Below are 21947 nucleotides of genomic sequence, written 5' to 3'. Positions count from 1 at the left end.
TTTGGCGGCGCCGTCAGTCCCGACGCTGCCTGGCGAGCAGTTCCCGGACGCTGACGGTCGGCGTCCCGTCGGTGCGCCGATGCCTGCCCGCGTTCGCGTCGTCACCCGCCGCGGACGGCGCCGGGTCCGATGTCGCGCTCGGCGGCGGGGTCGGGGTCGGCGCGGGTGCGGGGGCAGGCCACGGCGCCGTCGCCGGGGCAGGAGCCGCTGGCGCGGGACGCGGTGCCTCGGCCGGTCGCGGGGCAGGCGGGCGCGGTGCCTCGACGGGTCGTGGTGCCGCGGCGGGCCGCGGCGCGGGTGCCGGGGGCGGGGTGGGCGCGGGAGCAGGCGGCGTCGGGCGCGCCTGGGGGGCGGGCGTCGCGCCGTTCGCCGCCGCCGATCCGGGCGCCCCACCCGCGGCGGGGGCGGCCGTCGGCGTCCGCAGGCTCGACAGCCAACTCTCGATCGGTCGATCCGTCGAGGTGGGCGGCGGCGTGGGTGTGGGCCGAGGCGCCGGTGCGGTAGGCCGCGGTGCCGGTTGCGGCGGTGCCGGACGGGCATCGCGGGCCTGCGGCGCCGGACCGGGCGCTGCCGGGCCGGGAGCGGGCGCTGCCGGGCCGGGACCCGGCTTGGGCTGCGGCCGTACCTGGGGAATCGGCTCGGTCATCGGCTCGCCGACCAGCGGCTCCGCGGTCGCCGCGATCCGGGACGCGGCGGCGGTCCGCGGCGGCAGCACCCGCTCGACCGCCTCGCGGGTCAGCGGCGTGGTCCGTCGGCGGGCACCGGTCGCCGGTTGCGGCGCTGGGACGCCGACCGCCTCGATCTCGGGGACGTCGTCGGGCATCCGCTCGTCGTCGAGGACCGGCTCGCCGAGGCCGAGGCGCTCCTGGATGCGCTTCATCCAGGCCGGCGCCCACCAGCAGTCGTCGCCGAGCAGCTTCATCACCGCGGGCACCAGGCCCATCCGGATCAGGGTGGCGTCGATGATCAGCGCGGCGATCATGCCGTAGGCGATGTACTTCATCATCACCAGTTCGGAGAACGCGAACGCGCCGGTGACGACGATCAGGATCAGTGCGGCGGCGGTGATGAGGCGGCCGGTGTGCGCGGTGCCGACGCGGACGGCCTCGGTGGTGCTGGCGCCCTGCGCGCGGGCCTCCACCATCCGGGACAGTAGGAACACCTCGTAGTCGGTGGACAGGCCGTAGATGATCGCCATGATCAGCACCAGTACCGGCGCCATGATCGGGCCCGGAGTGAAGTTCATCAGCCCGGCGCCGTGCCCGTCGATGAAGATCCAGGTCAGGATGCCGAGGGTGGCGCCGAGACCCAGCGCGGTCATCAGCACGGCCTTGATCGGCAGCACCAGCGATCCGAACGCCAGGAACATCAGCAGTGTGGTCAGCAGGAGGACCGTGATCACCATCAGCGGCAGGTTGTCGAGCAGCGCGGCGATCGAGTCGTGCTCAAGCACCGGGGTGCCGCCGACCAGCACCGTCACCCCGTCGGGAACGTCCATCGATCGCAGGTGGTCGACGGTCGCTTCCGCGTCGTTCCGGTCGACGAGGCCCGCCTTGAAGACGGTGACGCCGTCCTTGGTCGGGTTATTGATCGTGAACTTCTCGACCAGGCCGGGCGCCTCGCTGGCCTCCTTGACGATCTGGGTCAGCTGCGCGCCCTGCGCGCCCTCGATCACCAGCTTGATCGGCTCGGTGCGGTTGTTCGGGAACAGCTCGTCGAACTGTTCCTGCGCGACCCGGGTCGGGTTGTCGGGCGGTAGATAGGTCTCGTTGATGCCACCGAGTTTGACGTTGGAGATCGGGATGGTCAGCAGCAGCAGGCCGACCACGATCGGGATCGCGACCTTGAGCGGGTTCTTCATCACCCACTGGGTGGTCCGGCCCCAGTAGCTGTTCTCAATCTCCTCGGCGGTCTTGGTCTTGCGCATGAATTTCAGGCCGAGCGCGTCGACCCGCCGACCGAGAATGCCGAGGATCGCGGGCAGCACCGTCACCGAGATCAGGGCGGCTAGCAGCACTGCGGATATGGCACCGTATGCCATCGACTTGAGGAAGCCCTGTGGGAACAGCATCAGGCCGCCGAGGCTCGCGACGATCATCGTCGCGGAGAACACGACGGTGCGGCCCGCGGTCATCACGGTGCGGCGGACCGCGTCCCCGGTGTTGTAGCCCTCGGCCAATTCCTCACGGAACCGGCTCACCATGAACAGGCCGTAGTCGATCGCCAGGCCGAGACCGATCAGCGAGACGACGGAAAGGACGAATGCGTTCACCTCGGTGAACTGGGTGAACAGCTTCACCACGCCGTTCGCGGCGATGATCGTCAGGCCGCCGACGATCAGCGGCAGCGCGGCGGCGACGATGCCGCCGAAGATGAAGAACAGCAGCACACCGACCGCGGGGATCGCGAGGATCTCCATCCGCTTGAGGTCGTTCGCCATCGTGTCGTTGATCGTGCCGCTGACCGGCTGCAATCCGGCCAGTTGCACGTCGATGCCGTCGATATAGAACTGGTCCCGGACCTCGCGGAAGTTCGCCGCGACCTCGGTGTCGTTGGCACCGGCGATCGCGACGCTGGCGACCGCGTGCTCCTTGGTGGCATCGGCCAGCTGCGCGAGCTTGGTGGACCAGTAGCTGCCGTTGAGCTTGAGGATCTGGTCCGGATTGTTCGTGACCACCTCTTCGAGGTTCTTGGTGATCTTCGCCGCGAACGTCGGGTCGTCGACGGTCTTGCCCTCGGGCGCCGTATAGAGGAGCACCACGTCCGCGGTGGTGTCGCGGCCGAAGGTGCCGTCGGCGAGTTCGGCCGCAGCAACGGAGTCCGAGTCGGGGTCGAAGAGACCGCTCTGACTGACGTGCTTGTCTACGCCGAGGCCGTACGCGCCGAGGCCGAGCATCAGCGCGACCATCACCCCGATCACCGAGAATCGGAGGTGGTAGACGAGACGACCCCAGGTAGCGAACACTATTGCACTCCTTGACGTCCGAGGAGCAGGGCGGACAGGGGACGGAACGGCTGCAGCCAGGCACCCTCGTCGGGCAGCGAGTCCAGGCTGACTCGGGGCAGCGGCTCGCGGAACACACCGGGTATGTCCTCGAGATCGACGAACTCGAGGATCTCCGAGGACACCGCCCAGCTGGCATGCTCACGGAAACCGAGCACCTGCACGGGAACACCGCTTGCTGCGATGCCCTCGAGCGGAACCCGGAACGCCTGCCCGTCGGCGGACGCGACCATGACACCGGCCAGCCCGCCATCGCGGGCGCGCAGCGCGATGTGGTCGAGCATGTCGGCGTCGACGTCGCTGTCGTCGTCGATCTTCGGTTTCGCGAACACCGCGAAACCGACGTTCCGCAGTGCCTCGACCCAGGGTCGCACGACGTCGGCGCTGCCGGGCGCGATATTCGTGAACACCGTCGCCTCCGGCTCGAGCCGCACCGGGCTCGTTCCGGCCAGTTCGGCGGTCCGGCCGAGCAGCCAGCGTCCGAGCGCGTCGAACCGGGGCCGGTACGCGGCGGTGGGGCGGCCACCCAGAATTGCGCCGAGCCCCATATCGAGGTTCGGCGCGTCCCAGACCAGCAGTACCCGGCGTGGTGGTCGGGGTTCCCGACCGGTCTCGTCGAGGGCCCCGACCGACTCAGGTAATCGTTCGCTGACGCTCATCCGTTGACCTTTCCCCAGATCATCTCCGTGATCGGACGGCCGACGCGGTGTGCCTTGTCCTCGAACTTCGTGACCGGACGTTCGTGGGTCATCGGGGAGTCGATCACGCCGCTGGCCAGCTCGTCCCAGTCGAGTCGGGTCAACCGCGGTTCGGCGTCGCCTGTCTCGGCTATCCATTCTGCATAGTCGGCGTGGTCGGTGGCCACGTGCAGCAGGCCGCCGGGCGCGAGTCGGTCCGCGAGCAGCGCGAACGTCGGCGGCTGCAGCAGCCTGCGCTTGTGGTGGCGGGCCTTCGGCCACGGGTCGGGGAAGAAGACCCGGGCGCCGATCAGCGACTGCGGTGCCAGCATGTTCTCCAGCACGTCCATCGCGTCACCGCGCAGGACGCGGATGTTGGTGATGCCGTCGCGTTCGATCGACTGCAGGAGTTGGGCGAGTCCCGGCCGGTACACCTCAACGGCCAGCAGGTTGGTCTCGGGTTCGGCCTTCGCCATCGCGGTGGTGGCGGTGCCGGTTCCGCAGCCGATCTCGATGACGGTCGGCGCGTGCCTGCCGAACCACCCGTCGAGATCGAGGGGGGAGTCCGAGACATCGGCGCCGATCGTCGGCCATGTCCGGTCCCAGCACTGTTGCTGGGGGTCCGTGAGGGAGCCGCGGCGGGAGCGGAAACTGGTCACCCGGGGATACAGGCGGGAGCCGCGGTCGGCGGCACCCTCCACCCGGGGTTCGGCGTCATTCACCGGACCATTGTCACGCATGGAGGCCGTTTCCTGCAGCAGGCCCTCAAGGATGGGTTGAGGGTTTCGGGGTCGGCGGCACCGTGGCGCGGGACCGCCGAGGTGGTGCCGCGACCGTCGCTTCGACCACAGAAATTGCCATGACCTGTGACTTTGTTCCCGGCTACGACTGGTCCCTCGGCACCGTCGTGTACCAACTCTTTGTGAACACTTCGACACCGTTCTCGTACGCGACCAGCCGGTCGGCAACGAAGTAGTCGGTCGCCGTGCACGTCATCCGGCTGTAGGTCGCCACCTTCGTGCTCCAGTCGCCCCGGCCGATCGCGTCCGACCGTTCGCACTCGACCACGGTTGCCGTCGGATCGCCCTCCCGGAGGCGGAAGCGGTTCAGTTCGGTTTCGGTGCGGGTCAGCCCGTCGGCCCGGTCGGTGGTGGTGCCGTCCGAGAACGTCATCTCGACGACCTGTGTGCGGGTCACCGGATCCCAGCTGATTGTTCGGGTTGCTGGCACGTCGACGACGTCCAGCGAGCTGGGCGGGTCCGGTGGCGGCGGAGCGGTCGGTTCGCCGTCCGGCGCCGCGTCGACCGGCCGGATCGGCAGCCGCAGCACCCCCGGGTCCGGGGCAACGGTCACCGTCACCGGCTCCGGGGACGGCCACGCCCACGGCCAGAACGAGGCCGAGACGCTGACCCGGACCCGGCTGCCGACCCCGAACGCGTGACCGGTCGCGAACACCGGGACCGTCACCCGGTACACCCGCCCCGGCTCGAGGGGCTCGGGATGCTCGTGACCCGACCGGTGCGTCAGATTGAGCAGGCCCGCCGTCACCAGCCGGGACGTGCCGTCGGGGGTCACCTCGCACAGTCGCACCGCCAGCTGCGCCTGCGGTCGGTCCGCCGAGACCGACAGCTCCACCTCGGACCGCCCGAGGATCTCGAGCCGCTCGGTCAGCGGCGGCGAGTCGAAGGTGTGCGAGCGTCCGTCGTCGGCGGCCTGGTCGCCGGGCCTGCCCGCGAGGTCGCCGAACTGCAGCACGTTGCCCGCCGCCGAGCCGATCGCCAGCGGGGACCGCAGCCGGGTGACCGCGCCACCGGGTTCGGGCGCGACGCCCGACAGGTGCAGGCCGCGGCCGGCGAGCGCGCACTCGTGCGGCGCCCGCCCCTCGGGCGGCCAGACCGGCTCGGTCACCCAGCGCCCCGGCCGCTCGCCCTCGTCGCTGCCGAGCGGGACCGGGTCCGGGATCCAGGCGCGCAGCGCGGGCAGCCGGGTGGCCGCGTCGTCGCTGCCGCGCAGGTGGCAGTCGAACCAGCGCAGGCATTCGCCGATGAAGTCCATCGCCGGCCCGGGGGACGCCTGATGCGGGTAGGTGTGCGCCCAGGGTCCGATCAGGCCCTTCACCGGTGACGAGAGCTCCTCGAGTAGGCGCAGCACCGCGCCGCGGTAGGGGTCGGCCCAGCCGCTGATTGACAGCACGGCGGCGGTGATCGCCCCCGGATTCTCGATCACCGAGCCGTGCTTCCAGTACGCGTCCCTGCGCTGATGCGTGAGCCAGGTGCCGATGAACGACGGCGTCTGCTCCATCCGGGTGAACCACTCGTCCCGCCAGCGGTCCCCGACCACGTCCGGGTCCGGCGGGCGGGCGTTGTAGCAGAGCATGGTCGACGCCCACGGCAGCGCCTCGGACGCCAGCAGCGACCCGCCCAGATAGTGCACGTCGTCGGCGTACCGGTCGTCGGTGGAGCACACCGTCACGATGGCCTTGAGCTGCGGCGGGCCCAGCGCCGCGACCTGCAGTCCGTTGAATCCGCCCCACGACTTGCCGAGCATCGCGACGTTCCCGTCGCACCACGGTTGCGCGGCAAGCCATTCCAGGATCTGCACCGCGTCGTCGAGTTCGGTGGCGTGGTACTCGTCGAGCATGATGCCCTCCGAGTCCCCGCTACCCCGGTTGTCCACCCGCAGTGCGACGTAGCCTGCCTGTGCGAACGCGGCGTGCAGGCTCACGTCGCGGGCGGCGGTGCCGTCGTTCTTGCGGTAGGGGATGTACTCCATCACGGCGGGCTGCGGGTCGGTGACGTCCGCCGGAAACCAGATGCGTGCCGACAGGCGCACCCCGTCCCGCATCGGGATCCACGCAGTGCGCTCGACGCGGACCGGATGGTGCGGACGTGGTGCCGGAATCGGGGTCGACATGGGCACGCCTCCTCGACGGGAACACTCTGCGGGCTCCACCGTCTCACGGCGGGGAGGTCCGCGCCCGCCGAGACGCACTCGGCGGGCGCGCGGCGCTGGCGTCGGCTTTACTGGGACGACCTCACATCAACAGGGACGGGTCCTGCGATGGCACAGTCGAATTCGGAAGACGCGGCGGGCCAGGAGAACACCGGGACCGAGGCGCGGCAGCGGTCCTTCCCCTCCGCGCTGACGGTATTGGCGCTGGTCGCGGTCGTGGTGTGGCTGATCGCCTTCGTCGTGCCGAGCGGGCAGTACCAGCGCGATCCGGACGGGAACCCGATCGCCGGGTCCTATCAGCGGATCGACCCGCCGCTCGACTTCTGGGGCAGGCTCGGCGACCTGCTGATGTCGCCGGTCAACGGCCTCTACGGCATCCAGGACACCGAGACCGGGCAGGTCGCGGCCGACAACACCGGCGACCTGTACGGCAGCGTCGGGGTCTTCTTCTTCGTCCTCGCCATCGGTGCCTTCATCACGGTGGTGTTCGCGACCGGCGCCCTCGATCGCGGCATCGGCAGGCTCGCGCACCGGCTGCGCGACCGGGGTGGGCTGATGGTCGTCGGGATCATGGCGCTGTTCGCGCTGCTCGGCTCCGTGGAGGGGTGGGCGGAGGAAACCCTCGGCTTCTTCGGGCTCATCGTCCCGCTGATGCTGGCGCTCGGCTTCGATCGGCTGGTCGCGGCCGCCGCGATCCTGCTCAGTGCGGGGATCGGCACGCTGTGCTCGACGGTCAATCCGTTCGCGATCGGCGTCGCCTCCTCGGCCGCCGGTGTCTCGATCGGCGACGGCATCGTGCTCCGCGTCGTCATGTTGATCGTCCTCACCACCGTCACCATCGGCTACGTGATGCGGTACGCGCGCCGCGTCCGCCGCGACCCGGAGCGCTCCCTCGTCGGGCTCCTTCCCGGGGACAAGGAGATCGCCGAGCAGGCCGCGACCGCGAAGGTCGAGCCGCTGACCCGGACCCAGCAGGTGGTGTTGTGGCTGCTGCTCGCGACGTTCGTGCTGATGATCTTCTCGGTGATCCCGTGGTCGAGCGCGCTCACCGGCAATCCCGACGCGGAGCCGTACGGGTGGGAGCTGGGGTGGTCGTTCCCGCAGCTCGCGGCCCTGTTCCTGGTCGCGACGATCGTGGTCGGCTGCGTCGCCAGGATGGGGGAACAGAAGGTCAGCTCCACGCTCATCCAGGGCGCGGGCGACTTCATCGCCCCGGCCCTGGTGGTTGCCGTCGCCCGCGGCATCACCGTCATCATGAACAACTCCAAGATCACCGACACCGTCCTGCACTCGCTCGAGAGCGCGGTCAGCGGCGCAACGTCCGGGGTGTTCGTCGTGCTGGTCTGGCTCGTCAACCTGCCGCTGGCCTTCCTGATCCCCAGCACGTCCGGGCACGCGACCCTGGTCATGCCCATCATGGCCCCGCTCGCGGCGTTCGCGGACGTGCCGAGGTCGCTGGTCGTGACCGCGTGGGCGGCGTCGAATGGGTGGATGAACCTGTGGGTGCCGACGAGCGCGGTGATCATGGGCGGCTTGACGTTCGCGAAGGTCGGCTACAACAGGTACCTCCGTTTCATCCTGCCGCTGCTGGCGATCCTGGCGGTCCTGATCTGCGGGTTCCTCGTGATCGGCGCGATGGTGGCCTGACCGGGCGGCCGATTCGAGCGATCGCCGCCGCGTGCGGCGTCGGGCTGCGATCATGGACCCGCGCCGGGGGAGGGCGCGATGTGTCAGTTCAGGGGGTGACGCGATGGCGTCGACAGGTGCCGGTATCGCCGGCTTCGGGGCGCGGATGGACCCGCCCGATCCGGGGATCGCCGCCGACCTGGCGCGCCGCTGGGCCGCGGTCACCGACCCGATCCGGATCGAGGTGACCGGGCGGGCGGGTGTCGGCCGGTCCGCGCTGGTTGCCGCACTCGGCACGATTCCCGGCGCCGACATCGGTGCGACCGCGGCGTGGGACAAACCCGGCGTCGCCGACCCGGTCCTCACCGGTGACGTCGTTGTCCTCGTCCTGCTGGATCCACCGCGCCGGTCGGACCGGGACTGCGCGGCCGCGGCGGGCGCCCGCCCGGTCCTGGTGCTCGGTAAGGCGGACACGGTTGGCGACGCGGCGGGGGCCGCGGCCCGGGTGTCCGCCGAGTTCCGGACCGAGTGCCTGCCGGTCACCGCGGTGGGCGACATCGCCGGGGTCGAGACGCTCCGCGAGGTGCTCGTCCGGCGGATGGCCGCCGCCCGCACCGCTCGGGCCGCCGCCCTGCTGGCCCTGCTGCGCGCGTCGGCGCGGGACGGGAGCCGCCGCGACCACGTCGAGAGCTTCCTTGCCTCCGATGACGGGGTGCGGCTTGCTGCCCTCGCCGCGGCGGTGCCCGATCCGGCCGGGCCCGATGCGGTCGGGACCGGGTCCGACCGGGATCGGGCCCGCCAGTGGCGGGTCCGGCGCAACACCGCGCCCGACGCGGCGTCCGCCCGCGCGGCCCTCGCCCTTCATCGTGCGGCCGTCCGGGACGGTGGTCACCGTGCCTGACCGGGACGCCGCGCACGTGCTGGACCGCTGGCACCCGCAGCCGCCGGGCCCGGTGGTTGCCGTCGTCGGACCACCGGGCAGCGGGGTCAGCGCCCTGGCGGTCCGGTTGCGGGCCGTGTTGCCGGACGTCGACGTCGTGGACGGCCACGACCGCGTCGCGGCGGTCACCGTGTTCGTCGTCGCCGCCGCGGCCCCGATCGGTCGGGACGACCTCGACCTCCTCCGCGCCGTTGCGGGGCGCGGGAGTGCGGTCCTGGTCGCGCTGACCAAGGTCGACGCGCACCGGGACTGGGCGGTGGTGCGCGAGCGCGACACCGTCCTGCTCGCCGACCACGCGCCGGTTGTCGTGCCCGCGTCGATCCTGCCGGTGTCCGCGCGCACGGGCCGCGGTCTGCCGGGCCTGCGGGACGCGGTCGTCGCGGCACTGGCCCGGGTCGACCCCGGTCGTGGCAGACGAGCCGCCCTGGAACGCACCCGGTCGGTGGTGCGGGGGACCGCGGACGACCTGCGCCGCGACGACGACACCCCGCGGCTGCGGGCCCGGCGGGCGGAGCTGATCGCGGGCCGCGACGAGCCGCGGGCGCAGGCATCGGCGGCGCTGCGGCGGCTGACGGCGCTGGCCAGGGTGGATCTCGCGCATCAGGTCGGGGAGCGGGTCCGGGGGACCGCGACAGCGCTGCGGTCGCCCCTCGATCGCGCGGATCGACCCGGTCTCGCCGGATTCGCGCACCGGGTGCGCGCGGAGGTCGCGGCGCTGACCGTCGAACTCGACGCGGCAACGACCACGGTGCTGACCGAGCTGGGGGCGCAGGTGCTCGGCGCGGCGCACCCGGCGCCGGGGCCGCATCGCCCGCCGCCGACGGTCGCGGATCCCGAACCCCGGCACCGGGGTGTCGAGGACCGGATGGTGGTGGTCGTCGGGGCGTCCGCCGGGGTCGGGTTGGGGCGGTTGGTGGCATCGCCGCTGTCGGGGATCGCGGCCCTCGACCTGATCGTGGCCCCGCTGAGCCTGCTGATCGGCGGCGTCGCTGCGTGGTGGCTGACCCGGCTGCGCGGACTCGCTGCGGATCGCGCGCATCTGCGGCAGTGGCTGGCCGAGACGATGGCGCAGGTGCGGTCCGGGCTCGAGCAGCGGTCGCTGACCCGGCTGGTGGAGGCCGAGGCCACGCTCATCGAGGCGATCGGCGCCGCGCACCGCGCGCGGGTGGCGGCGACCGAACCGGTGCTGATCGCGGTGGACCGGGCGCTGCGGGAGAGCGCGACCCGCGCGGCCGGCAGGCTGTCGGCGATCGAGCGGGATCTCGCGGACCTGGACCGCGCGCTGGCGGAACCGGAGGCGGCGCGGGCGCGTCCAATCGGGCAGTGACCGGTCTGCGGGTCGGACCGGCGGGAGCGAGGGGGTCGACGATGCACGACGAGATGCTGGCGATGGGATTTGGCGACCCGCTTCCGGTGACCGTGGACGCGGGCCCGCTCGGCGAGTTCGCGGTCACCGACCCGACCGTCGACCTGAACTCCGACGGTGTTCTCGACACCGCGACGTTCGTCGACTCGGGCGGGGTGACGGTCGCCTCCGACCTCGACGGTGACGGCAGCGCCGACCACCTGACCCGGGTCGAGGGCGACGGCGACTACGCGGCGTGGGAGCCGCGGCGGGCGGCCGACGGCACCGTGCACTGGAGCCGGATCGACGCGGGCCGGTTGTGACCGCGGGACCTGCTGTTGAGCGAATTTCCGAAAACGCACAGCAAACTGGACGAATGTCCGTATAAAGGTCGGGTGCGTGACCCCGATCACGCACATGTCACACCTTCACCGGGCCGACCGCGGTGGGATGCGCGGGGCCTGACCTGATCGAAACGGAGATCTCCATGTCCCGATCCTCGATGCGCCGCATCACCGCAGTCGCCGCCTCCGGTGCCCTCGTCGCCGCGGGCGCGGTCGTCGGCCTCGGCCTCGGAACCGGCGTCGCCAGCGCCGCCGATTGCAACCAGTCCAGCAGTGCCAGCAAGAACGACGCCAGCACCTGGGGCATCACGCACACCTACAACCGCTCGGTCAACGTGTCCGAGGCCGCGGGCGGAACCAAGGTCACCTACAAGACCGTCATCGGTACCACCGGCATCGGCAACCCGTACGTCAACACCATCACCGAGTTCGCGCCGGAGGGCTTCGACGCCCCGATCGAGTCGACGATCACCGCGTACAACGCGGTGGGTGGCCAGCAGCCCGAGCCGGTGACCCCCACGCCGAACGCGGGCGGCTGGAAGTTCACCAGCACCGGCTGGTTCGTGAACTCCGGTAACCCGGTCACCCTCGAGACCACCTACCTCGTCCCGAAGAACGCGGTCCCCGGCTCGGCCGTCACCTCCGGCGGCGTCGGCGTCGCGGGCACCGTCGGCGTCGGCACCGAGCTGCCGGGCCTGACCGCCTGCTTCAAGGTGCGCATCCCCAACGCGGGCGAGTCGGTGCTGTCCGTCGCGGACGAGACCGGGCTCGGCTCCGCGGAGGGCCAGCTCAGCTCCACCGGTTCGATCAGTGACGTCCTCGGCGACGCCATCCTGAACGTGATCGAGGGCAGCCTCAGCTGATTCGAGCGCACGACGCCCGACTGCGGCGGTGACGACCCTGTCGTCACCGCCGCAGTCGTGTCGGGGACCTCGCCCGATCACTGAATCGTTCCTGTGAGCGATCCGACGCGACCCGGTTCCCATCAGACGGACACACAGCGCTAACCTCATAGCAGGACACCCGGCGCCCGCGTCGTCGTCGGCCGTGTGAAACCACTCGCACACGGAGACGGAACAGCGGGTAGCGCCCCGCCGAGAGGGGTCAATCGCGCGACATCGAGCACCGTCGGAGGGCGGGGCGCGGTGACACGATTCCGGAACACCCCAGGGAGAGTTTGATGACCTCAGCGACCATTCCAGGTCTGAATGGCACCGACCCCGCGCCCACCTCGCACGGCGAGCTTCTCGCCTGGGTTCGCGAGGTGGCCGAGCTGACGCAGCCCGACCGCGTCGTGTTTGCCGACGGTTCGGACGCGGAGTGGGACCGGCTGACCACCAAGCTGGTCGAGGCCGGCACCTTCACCCGTCTCAACGACGAGAAGAAGCCGAACTCGTTCCTCGGCAACTCCGACCCGTCCGACGTGGCGCGCGTCGAGTCGCGCACCTACATCTGCTCGCGCAACGAGATCGACGCAGGCCCCACCAACAACTGGATGGACCCGGCCGAGATGCGCGGCCTCATGACCGACCTGTACCGCGGCAGCATGCGCGGTCGCACCATGTACGTGGTGCCGTTCTGCATGGGCCCGCTCGGTGCGGCCGACCCGAAGCTGGGCGTCGAGATCACCGACTCCGAGTACGTTGTCGTGTCGATGCGCATCATGACCCGCATGGGTCAGGCCGCCCTGGACAAGCTCGGCACGGACAAGCCGTTCGTGAAGGCGCTGCACTCCGTCGGCGCGCCGCTCGCCGAGGGCCAGGCCGACGTGCCGTGGCCGTGCAACGACACCAAGTACATCACCCACTTCCCGGAGGACCGCGAGATCTGGTCCTACGGTTCCGGCTACGGCGGCAACGCCCTCCTCGGCAAGAAGTGCTACTCGCTGCGCATCGCGTCGGCGATGGCCCACGACGAGGGCTGGCTGGCCGAGCACATGCTGATCCTCAAGTTGATCTCGCCGGAGAACAAGAACTACTACATCGCGGCCGCGTTCCCGTCCGCCTGCGGCAAGACGAACCTCGCGATGATCCAGCCGACCATCCCCGGTTGGCGCGCCGAGACCCTCGGCGACGACATCGCCTGGATGCGTTTCGGTGAGGACGGCCGGCTGTACGCCGTCAACCCGGAGTTCGGGTTCTTCGGCGTCGCGCCCGGAACCAACTACGGCTCGAACCCGAACGCGATGAAGACGGTCGAGGCGGGCAACACGCTGTACACCAACGTCGCGCTGACCGACGACGGCGACGTCTGGTGGGAGGGCCTTGAGGGCGACCCGCAGCACCTGATCGACTGGAAGGGCAACGACTGGACCCCCGAGTCCGGCGAGAAGGCCGCCCACCCGAACTCGCGGTACTGCACGCCGATGTCGCAGTGCCCGATCCTGGCCCCCGAGTGGGACGACCCGCAGGGCGTGCCGATCTCGGCGATCCTGTTCGGCGGCCGCCGCAAGACGACGGTCCCGCTGGTTGCGGAGTCGTTCGACTGGCAGCACGGCACCTTCCTCGGCGCGACGCTGTCGTCCGAGCAGACCGCCGCCGCCGAGGGCAAGGTGGGCGCCGTCCGCCGCGACCCGATGGCGATGATCCCGTTCATCGGCTACAACGCGGGCGACTACATCAACCACTGGATCACCCTCGGCAAGAACGCCGACGCGGAGAAGCTGCCGAAGATCTTCTACGTGAACTGGTTCCGTCGCGGTGCGGACGGCCGGTTCCTGTGGCCCGGGTTCGGCGAGAACTCCCGCGTCCTCAAGTGGATCGTGGACCGCATCGAGCACAAGGCGGGCGCGCAGAGCACCCCGATCGGTTTCGTGCCGACCGCGGCGGATCTCGAGCTGACCGGGCTCGACGTGGTCGCCGCCGACGTCGACGAGGCCCTCGCGGTCAGCGTCGACGAGTGGAAGGCGGAACTGCCGCTGATCGAGGAGTGGTTCGAGTTCCTCGGCGAGAAGGTCCCGTCCGGCGTGCGTGACGAGTTCGAGGCCCTCAAGCAGCGCCTCGGCTGAGCCACCTCCCCGTTTCGGGTGAAGGGCACCTGTGATCGGTCTGACCGGTCACAGGTGCCCTTCACCCGTTTCTGGGGTGCGGTGTGGGGCGGCGGGAGTGGCAGTGGTGGAATACACCTAACGAACAGTGACGCCCGGCGTATACGCAAGGGAGAGGACCCGCTATGAGCCAGATCTACAACAACGTCACCGAGCTGGTCGGGCGCACGCCGCTCGTCCGTCTGAACCGCCTGACCGACGGTGCGCAGGCGCAGGTCGTCGCCAAGCTGGAGTTCTACAACCCGGCCAACAGCGTCAAGGACCGGATCGGTGTCGCGATCATCGACGCCGCCGAGAAGTCCGGCGAGCTCAAGCCGGGCGGAACCATCGTGGAGGGCACCTCCGGCAACACCGGCATCGCCCTCGCGATGGTCGCGGCGGCCCGCGGCTACAAGGCCATCTTCACGATGCCGGAGACGGCATCGACCGAGCGCCGCGTGATGCTGCGCGCGTACGGCGCGGACATCGTGCTCACCCCCGGCGCCGAGGGCATGGCCGGTGCCGTGCGCAGGGCCGAGGAGATCGTCGCGCAGACCGACAACGCGGTTCTCGCCCGCCAGTTCGGCAACCCCGCGAACCCGGAGATCCACTCGCGCACCACCGGCGAGGAGATCTGGGCCGACACCGACGGCGCCGTGGACATCTTCGTCGCGGGCATCGGCACCGGCGGCACCCTCACCGGCGCGGGCCGCACCCTGCGCAAGTACAAGCCCGAGGTCACCATCGTCGGCGTCGAGCCCGCCGACTCGCCGATCCTCACCGGGGGACAGCCCGGCCCGCACAAGATCCAGGGACTCGGCGCCAACTTCGTGCCCGACATCCTCGACCGCGAGATCTACAACGAGATCATCGACGTCGAGTTCCCCGATGCGGTCGCCACCGCGCGCAGCCTCGGCACTGACGAGGGCATCCTCGGCGGCATCTCCGCAGGCGCCAACGTGTGGGCCGCCCTGCAGCTCGCGCAGCGCCCGGAGAATGCGGGCAAGACGATCGTCGTGATCGTGCCGGACTTCGGCGAGCGCTACATCTCCACCCCGCTGTTCGAGCACATCCGGGACTGACGGGCATGGGTGTGCTGGGCACGGTTCGGGAGGACCTGCAGGCCGCGCGCGGCCAGGATCCGGCCGCGCGCAGCAACGCCGAGAACGCGCTCGTCTACTCCGGGCTGCACGCCATCTGGTCGCACCGGGTCGCGCACCGGATGTGGGCGGTGCCCGCGCTGCGCGGTCCGGCGCGGGTGCTGGCCCAGTTCACCCGCTTCCTGACGGGCATCGAGATCCATCCCGGTGCCACGATCGGGCGGCGGTTCTTCATCGATCACGGCATGGGTGTGGTGATCGGCGAGACCACCGAGATCGGTGACGACGTGATGCTCTATCACGGCGTCACGCTCGGCGGTCGCTCGCTGGCGCGGACGAAGCGGCACCCGACGATCGGCAACCGCGTCACGATCGGGGCTGGCGCGAAGGTCCTCGGCCCGGTCGTGATCGGGGACGACAGCGCCGTCGGGGCGAATGCCGTTGTCACCCGCGATGTTCCGGCCGACTCGATCGCGACCGGAATCCCGGCGAGCGTGCGGCACCGCAGTGGACGCCAGCACGAGCAGCTCGTCGACCCGAACAGCTATGTCGACCCGGCGATGTACATCTGAGTCGGTTCGGTCTCCGAACGATCACGATCCGGGCCGGACGCCGGTGTGGCGCGGGCCGGTCCGGCCGCGGCGGTGTCACGATCGCGGAGGCCGGCCGCGCCTCGCGGGCGGTGACTTCGGGAGGCGTTGACATGGACGTGGGTAGGACGACGAAGACGGCCGTTGCGGGTGCCGCGGTGGCCGTGATGGCGACCGGTGCGGTGCTGGCCGGTGCGGGCACCGCCGCGGCGGCCGACCGCTATTCCGGCCCCGAACTCTCGGTCGACCAGGGCGACATCGATGGCAAAAACGTGAAACTGAACCTGACGAACCCGAACCGGGTCAACGGACTCCTCGACGTCAGCACCTGCACCTCGGCGTTGCTCAACGGGCAGCAGGCGCTGGCGGCGTTCATCGCGTACAACACCCGCGACTACGCAGGCCTGGTCCGGATCATGCTCGAACCGGGTCTGACGGCAGGCCCGAGCGCGACCAACTCGGTGCTCGAACCCGGACCCAACGGCGCATCGCGGACCGTCGACGTCGCCGACGGCGTTTACGCCTACCTCGGGACCTGCGGCGGGACCGATACCGTTCTCGACCCCGACAACATCGGGGTCTCGTTCCTGCCGGTTATCGTCCCCGACGGCATCGGCAGCATCGCCCCGGTCCTTGACTTCGGCGGCACCGCCCTCGGCGCAGGCATCGGCAGCGCCGACCTGCTGCCGCTGCTCACCGGTTAACCCCACCCGCCTTCCGGAGTGAACGGAAGCGTTCAGTCGATCAGATCGAATGAATGTGCCGTTCGCTCGGGCGGGAGGGTCAGTCGCCGGGGGTGAGGGCCGGGTCGCCGGGCGTGGACAGCGACAGCACGGCGCGGCGGATGTTCGGGTGTCGCTCCAGGCTGCGCTCACAGTGGTCGAGCAGCTCCGCGACGGTGTGCTCGGCGACGTCTCCGACCAGGTCGACCGCGCCGACGAGGAACACCTGGCGCGGACCGAGGTACTCCATCCGCAGCATCGTCACCCGCTCCACCTCGGGCAGGTCGAGCAGGGCCTCAAGTCCGGCGGCACGCAGCCGCGGTGAGGCCTCCTCACCGACGAGGAACCGCCGGTTCCGGTCAATGAGAATCACCGCGATCACCCCGAGCAGGACGCCGACCAGGATCGAGCCGATCGCGTCCGGGACGGGGGATCCGGTCAGCTGGTGCAGCAGCACACCCGCGAAGGCGATCACCAGCCCGATCAGGGCGGCCGCGTCCTCGGCGAACACCGCCCGGACGGTGGGATCCGAGGTCTTCAGCGCGTGCTCGAGGACGTCCCGGTCGGCGGACGCGGCCTCGGACCGCACCTGCCGGAATGCCTGGGCGAACGAGATGCCCTCGAGCACCAGCGCGATGCCCAGGACCGCGTAGGCGACGCCGAAGTCGGACGCCGGTTCCGGGGTGATCAGTTCCTGGATGCCGTGCGTGATTGACACGCCTGCACCGAGCGCGAACAGGCCGAGCGCGGCGAACATCGACCAGATGTACGCCTCCCGTCCGTAGCCGAGCGGGTGTGCCCGGTCCGCGGGATGCCGCGACCGCCTGCCCGCGATCAGCAGCAGCACCTCGTTGCCGGTGTCCGCCCACGAGTGGGTGGCCTCGGCGACCATCGACGCCGACCCGGTCACCACGGCGGCGATCGTCTTGGCGACGGCGATCGCGGCGTTCGCGCCGAACGCCAGCAACACGGTCAGCGTGCTCTCCTGGTCGCCGCCCACCGCGGGGTCGCGTTCGGTCATCGTTGAACGATACGGCGGCGGGAGGTCATTCGGCCGACCGACACGGGTCGGCGGGGGCCGGGACGGGATCGGCGACAATCCTGCGGTCCGCCTGATTCGACGGTGCCCCGGCGCTTATCCTCTGTCCGTTCCCTCGGCGCCGCGTCCCCCTGTGCGGCGCCGTCTCCGTACCTACACCCAGGAAGGGCCACGATGCCCAGTACCACCCCGAACAGGATCGTCGGCGGCGCAGCCGTCGCCGCCGCGACCGCAGCCGCGCTGGCGTTCGCGCTGCCCGCGACGGCCGCGGCCGCGCCGACCACGCAGCCGCCCACCGTCGTCGCGTCCTCGAGCGACACCAGCATCACCATGAAGGTCACCAATACCAACGCCTGGGACATCAACGTGCCGTGGTGCCAGGCGTTTGTCGTGAACGCCGCGGAGGTGCCTGCGGTCGTGGACGATCCGACGCATCTCTTCGATCCGGGTGTGCTGGTCTACCCGGCGCTCAGCGCACCGCTGTCGATGTTCGGCGTCGCACCGAAGTCGACCGTGACGAACACGGTGAACGACCTCGAACCCGGCGTCTACGGGGTGATCGGTGGCTGCGCAAGGGCATTCGACCTGATTCATCCGGTGCTCGGCGAGCCGCAGATGATGCAGGTCGGGCTGCTGCCCGGCGGCAGCAGCGACGGCAGCACCGCGATGACCCTCCCGTTCGGTAGCTGAGCCGGGCGAGACGACGAATGCGCGCCTGCACCTGAGCGGTGCGGCGCGCATTCGCGTCAGGGGTGCGTCAGGCGCCGTAGCCGGCGGGCATCAGCACGGACTTGAGCTCGCAGTACGCGTCGAGACCTTCGGGGCCGTTCTCGCGGCCGATGCCGGAGTTCTTGTAGCCACCGAACGGGGAACCGGGATCGAAGGCGTACCAGTTGATTCCGAAGGTTCCGGTGCGGATCTGCTTGGCGACCTCGAGGCCCTTCTCGATGTCGGTGGTGTACACCGAGCCGGCAAGGCCGTAGTCGGAGTCGTTGGCGATCTTGATGGCCTCGTCGAGGCTGTCGTACGCGATCACCGACAGGACCGGCCCGAAGATCTCCTCGCGGGCGATGGTCATCGAGTTGTCGACGTCGGCGAAGATGGTCGGCTCGACGAAGTAGCCCTTCTCCAGCCCGGCCGGGACGCCGCCGCCCACGACGAGGCGGGCGCCCTCCGCCTTGCCCTTCTCGATGTAGCCGAGCACCTTGTCGCGCTGCGCGGCGGTGATGATCGGGCCGAGCTGCGCGGTCGGGTCGTCCGGCATGCCCATCGGCAGGAACGCGACGAAGTTCTTCATCGCCTCGACGATCTCGTCGTAGCGCGAGCGCGGCGCCAGGATCCGGGTCTGGCCGACGCAGGCCTGCCCGGAGTTCATCAGGCCGGACAGCACCAGCATCGGGGTGGTCGCGGCGACGTCCATGTCCTCGAGCAGGATCGCGGCCGACTTGCCGCCGAGCTCGAGCGAGCAGCGCTTGAGGTTCTGCGCGGCGATGGCACCGATCTTGCGGCCGACCGCGGTGCTGCCGGTGAAGGTGACCTTGTCGACGTCCGGGTGCGAGATCAGGTACTCACCGGTCGCGGCGCCGCCCGGCACGATGGACAGCACGCCCTCGGGCAGACCCGCCTCGGTGAAGATCTCCGCGATGACGTTCGCGCTCAGCGGCGTCTCGGGGGCGGGCTTGAGCACCATCGTGCAGCCGGCCAGGATCGCGGGCGCGAGCTTGTTGATCATCAGGAACAGCGGGACATTCCACGCGATGACCGCACCGACGACGCCGACCGGCTCACGGAACACCTTGGTGGTACCGAAGACGCCGGTGCGCTCCTCCTCCCAGGGGAACGAATCCACCAGTCCCGCATAGGCGTTCAGTGCGGCGAGGGTCGGCGTCTTCTGCATCAGCTCGACACCGGCGCGCGGGGCGCCCATCTCGGAGGTGATCACCGTGCACAGTTCGTCGGTGCGCTCCTCGATCAGCTTGGCGACCTTGGTGAGGATCTCGGCGCGCTGCGCGGGCGAGGTCTGCGGCCACGGGCCCGACTCGAGGGCGGTGCGGGCGGCGCCGATCGCGGCGTCGATGTCGGCGGGGGCGGCGACCGGCACGCTGCCGACCCGCTCCTCGGTGGCGGGGGAGAACACATCGAGGCGTTCGGAGGTGGCAGGGGCCACCCACTGGCCGCCGATGTAGAGCTTGTCGTAGTCGGTCATCAGTACTTCCTTGCTGGTGTCGGGTCGGTGGTCGGTGGTGCGCTGTCGGAGCGGGCGTGCCCCGCGTCGGTGGTGGTCACGGCACCCGCTCCCAGTAGGCGCCGTCGAGCATGTCCTCGAGGGTCCTGCGGTGCATGATCATGTCGTCCGGATCGCCGGGGGCCGCCGCCTGGCCGAACGCGATCGCGCGGGACTGCACGCGGAACATGATCGTCGCGTGCCGCAGTGCCGCGTAGACGCTGTAGTAGTCGAGGTGCTCGGGGGTGTGCCCGGTCGCTGCCGCGTACCGGGCCGCGACGTCCTCCCTGCGCAGGAAGTCCGGCAGGCCCGGCAACCCCGCGACACCGGCAAGGTCCTCGAAGAACCTGTGCAGGAACACCATCCACGCCACGTCCATCTCCCGCGGGCCGAGCGCGGCCATCTCCCAGTCCAGGACGGCAACCGGGGTGAAGTCGCGGTACATGATGTTGCCGATCCGCGAGTCGCCCCAGCACAGCACCGCGGGGGACGGGTCGGCGGGCACGTTCGCCTCCAGCCAGTCCAGGGCCCGCTCGATCAGGGGGGACCGCGGTCCCTGCGCGGTCGCCCACTGGTAGTAGCCGCGTTGCCGGGCCAGGTGCGCCCGAAACGATTCCTCCGCGGTGGTGCCCGCGTCGTGCAGGCGGAGGAACGCGAAGTGTGTTGCGGGATCGGGGATCGCGTGCAACTGCGCGAGGATGTCGACGGACGCGTCCTGCAGCGTGCGGCGCTGTTCGGCGCTGGCGTCGAACAGCCACGAGGGCCCGAAGTTGTAGGGCATGACATCCGGTGGGACGTCACCGTCGACCCGCTCCATCACGAAGAATGGCGCCCCCAGCGCGCTGGGGTCCGGTTCGGACCAGTAGACGGCGGGCACCGGGACCGCGGACAGGTTGCCGACGGCCTTCATCACCGCGAACTGGGTGTCCATGTCGTAGCTCGGGAACACCGGCATCGACGTGGTGCCCGGCTCGATCCGGGCCACCAGGTGGTGGCGGCCGCGGCTGCCGTGCTCGGTCCACTCCGCGTCGACGAGGACGGTCTCGCTCGACATCCCGTTGGCGTCGGGGAGACGGACTCCCCGCACGAGGGCGTCGGCGTCGTCGGGCAGCCTGTCGGTCAGCCAGGACTGAAAGGCCGCGCGGAGGTGGTCGGTGTCGCGTCGGGAGTCCCGCGGGCGGGCGACCTCCGAATAGTCGTCACCGTCGCCAAACGGGGTTTCTGCTGCGCTCACGGTGCCCTCGTTCCGTCGTCCCCGCGGACGAGGCGGGGCGCCCGGCCATCGAGGCAGAGTGTGGTGAGCAGCACACTAGAACACGTTACAGAGTTCCGGGGCCGAAATCAGCCCCCATTCCGGTTGAACCTGTAACGAAATTGGGAAGGGCTAGTCGACCAGCGTCAACGCGCCTGCACCGATCAGCGTCGCCCGACCGCCGAGCGCCGCGGGCACGATCCGCAGGCCGCGGCTGAACGACAACCGCGCGTGCCGCGCCGCCGCAGCCCGCATCGGCTCCCACAGCGCCGGGCCGGCCTGCCCGAAACCACCGCCGACCACCGCCAGATCCAGATCCAGCAGCGCCGCCGACGACGCGATCGCGGTCCCCACCGCCGTCCCGGCTCGGTGCAGCGCCGCAACGGCGGTCGGTTCGCGGTCATCCGCGGCCCGCGACAGCTCCAGCCCCGTTGACCCCGCCCACCCGCGGGCGTTCGCCCACCGCACCGCGGACGGGCCAGACGCGACCGCCTCCAGGCAGCCGACCCCGCCGCACGCGCACGCGACGTCCTCCGCGCCGGGCACCACCACGTGCCCGATGTGGCCCGCGTTGCCGGTGCGCCCGCCCGCGATGCGCCCGCCGAGCAGGACGCCGCCGCCGACCCCGGTCGAGACGATCATCCCGATCTGGTCCGGTGTCCCCCGGCCTGCACCGAACCGGTACTCGGCGAGCGCGGCACACGCGCCGTCCATCGCGAGGGTGATCTCGGCGTCCGGGAACAGCGACCGGACCGCCTCGACGAGCGGGAATCCGGTGCGCCACTCCGGCACGTTCAGCGGCCCGACCACCCCGGCGTCGACGTCCACCGGCCCCGCAGCCCCGATCCCGACCCGGCGCACCCGTCGGCCGTCCGCGACCTGAACGAGCAGCCGCTCGGCCGCCTCCCACACGCCGACGGCGGGCGTCGCGACGCGCTGCTCGGCGACCAGCGTGCCGTCCGCCCGAACGCGGGCCGCCGCGAACTTGGTGCCACCGATGTCCAACGCGAGAGCCGCCACCCGGGCAGCGTATTCGGCTGCGCCGACCGTGGGGGGGGGGGGGGCCGCACAGAGGGGGGAACCCAAAAAACGGGTGGTTCGTATTCT

At 70.8% G+C, this 21947-nt stretch carries 18 protein-coding genes; 10 read left to right on the top strand and 8 right to left on the bottom strand.

All coding sequences use genetic code 11. From position 1 onward, the window contains the following. Positions 1-13 precede the first annotated feature (13 nt). The 4 genes from ACFWQG_RS18765 to ACFWQG_RS18750 form a co-directional block, all read right to left on the bottom strand. Entirely contained in the window at positions 14-2965 is a 2952-nt protein-coding gene (locus ACFWQG_RS18765) for an MMPL family transporter (RefSeq protein ID WP_378509149.1), read from the bottom strand. Then, on the bottom strand, positions 2965-3663 hold the full coding sequence (locus ACFWQG_RS18760; protein ID WP_378509148.1) for an NYN domain-containing protein: 699 nt from the start codon (positions 3661-3663) through the stop codon (positions 2965-2967). Before ACFWQG_RS18760 ends, ACFWQG_RS18765 begins: the two co-directional genes overlap by 1 nt. After that, positions 3660-4439 (bottom strand): tRNA (guanosine(46)-N7)-methyltransferase TrmB, encoded by a 780-nt coding sequence (gene trmB / locus ACFWQG_RS18755; protein WP_378509184.1) that lies wholly within the window; start codon positions 4437-4439, stop codon positions 3660-3662. Before trmB ends, ACFWQG_RS18760 begins: the two co-directional genes overlap by 4 nt. A 124-nt stretch (positions 4440-4563) precedes the next feature. After that, entirely contained in the window at positions 4564-6594 is a 2031-nt protein-coding gene (locus ACFWQG_RS18750; protein WP_378509147.1) for a CocE/NonD family hydrolase, read from the bottom strand. 147 nt (positions 6595-6741) lie between these two features. On the opposite strand from ACFWQG_RS18750, the gene ACFWQG_RS18745 reads away from it, so the two are divergent. The 9 genes from ACFWQG_RS18745 (at position 6742) to ACFWQG_RS18705 (ending at position 16307) form a co-directional block, all read left to right on the top strand. Next, on the top strand, positions 6742-8280 hold the full coding sequence (locus ACFWQG_RS18745; RefSeq protein ID WP_378509146.1) for a YfcC family protein: 1539 nt from the start codon (positions 6742-6744) through the stop codon (positions 8278-8280). A 103-nt stretch (positions 8281-8383) separates the two neighbouring features. After that, the gene (locus tag ACFWQG_RS18740) at positions 8384-9160 is read left to right on the top strand and encodes a hypothetical protein (protein ID WP_378509145.1); all 777 of its coding nucleotides are present in this window, start codon (positions 8384-8386) and stop codon (positions 9158-9160) included. Next, positions 9153-10526, top strand: coding sequence for a hypothetical protein (locus ACFWQG_RS18735; protein WP_378509144.1), 1374 nt, complete (start codon positions 9153-9155; stop codon positions 10524-10526). The genes ACFWQG_RS18740 and ACFWQG_RS18735 overlap by 8 nt, the downstream gene beginning before the upstream one ends. After that, positions 10523-10867, top strand: coding sequence for a DUF6802 family protein (locus ACFWQG_RS18730; protein ID WP_378509143.1), 345 nt, complete (start codon positions 10523-10525; stop codon positions 10865-10867). The genes ACFWQG_RS18735 and ACFWQG_RS18730 overlap by 4 nt, the downstream gene beginning before the upstream one ends. Before the next feature lie 164 nt (positions 10868-11031). Continuing rightward, on the top strand, positions 11032-11751 hold the full coding sequence (locus tag ACFWQG_RS18725; protein ID WP_378509142.1) for a hypothetical protein: 720 nt from the start codon (positions 11032-11034) through the stop codon (positions 11749-11751). Between the two features lie 317 nt (positions 11752-12068). Continuing rightward, complete coding sequence (locus ACFWQG_RS18720) at positions 12069-13895, top strand: phosphoenolpyruvate carboxykinase (GTP) (protein WP_378509141.1); 1827 nt, start codon at positions 12069-12071, stop codon at positions 13893-13895. A 164-nt stretch (positions 13896-14059) separates the two neighbouring features. Beyond that, the gene (gene cysK, locus ACFWQG_RS18715) at positions 14060-14995 is read left to right on the top strand and encodes a cysteine synthase A (protein WP_378509140.1); all 936 of its coding nucleotides are present in this window, start codon (positions 14060-14062) and stop codon (positions 14993-14995) included. Between the two features lie 5 nt (positions 14996-15000). After that, the gene (gene epsC / locus ACFWQG_RS18710) at positions 15001-15585 is read left to right on the top strand and encodes a serine O-acetyltransferase EpsC (RefSeq protein ID WP_378509139.1); all 585 of its coding nucleotides are present in this window, start codon (positions 15001-15003) and stop codon (positions 15583-15585) included. A gap of 131 nt (positions 15586-15716) precedes the next feature. Next, complete coding sequence (locus tag ACFWQG_RS18705; RefSeq protein ID WP_378509138.1) at positions 15717-16307, top strand: hypothetical protein; 591 nt, start codon at positions 15717-15719, stop codon at positions 16305-16307. 79 nt (positions 16308-16386) lie between these two features. Here ACFWQG_RS18705 and ACFWQG_RS18700 read toward each other — a convergent pair whose 3' ends face one another. Further along, positions 16387-17346: a cation diffusion facilitator family transporter gene (locus tag ACFWQG_RS18700; RefSeq protein ID WP_378509137.1), complete on the bottom strand. Its 960-nt coding sequence runs from the start codon at positions 17344-17346 to the stop codon at positions 16387-16389. A 192-nt stretch (positions 17347-17538) separates the two neighbouring features. Here ACFWQG_RS18700 and ACFWQG_RS18695 point away from each other — a divergent pair, with 192 nt between their 5' ends. Further along, positions 17539-18054, top strand: a complete 516-nt coding sequence (locus ACFWQG_RS18695; protein ID WP_378509136.1) for a hypothetical protein — start codon at positions 17539-17541, stop codon at positions 18052-18054. A 67-nt stretch (positions 18055-18121) separates the two neighbouring features. Here ACFWQG_RS18695 and ACFWQG_RS18690 read toward each other — a convergent pair whose 3' ends face one another. The 3 genes from ACFWQG_RS18690 to ACFWQG_RS18680 all read right to left on the bottom strand — a co-directional run bounded on the left by ACFWQG_RS18690 (position 18122) and on the right by ACFWQG_RS18680 (position 21860). Beyond that, positions 18122-19570 carry an aldehyde dehydrogenase gene (locus tag ACFWQG_RS18690; protein ID WP_378509135.1) on the bottom strand — a complete coding sequence of 483 codons (1449 nt, stop codon included), beginning with the start codon at positions 19568-19570 and terminating at the stop codon, positions 18122-18124. A 76-nt stretch (positions 19571-19646) separates the two neighbouring features. Further along, entirely contained in the window at positions 19647-20822 is a 1176-nt protein-coding gene (locus ACFWQG_RS18685; protein ID WP_378509134.1) for a phosphotransferase family protein, read from the bottom strand. Between the two features lie 150 nt (positions 20823-20972). Then, complete coding sequence (locus ACFWQG_RS18680) at positions 20973-21860, bottom strand: ROK family protein (protein WP_378509133.1); 888 nt, start codon at positions 21858-21860, stop codon at positions 20973-20975. Between the last annotated feature and the right edge of the window lie 87 nt (positions 21861-21947).

It is taken from the genome of Rhodococcus sp. NPDC058532 (assembly GCF_042719255.1).
Classification (GTDB): domain Bacteria; phylum Actinomycetota; class Actinomycetes; order Mycobacteriales; family Mycobacteriaceae; genus Rhodococcus_G.
Note: the sequence above shows the minus strand (reverse complement) of the source record. Positions and strands in the feature narration are given on the sequence as shown.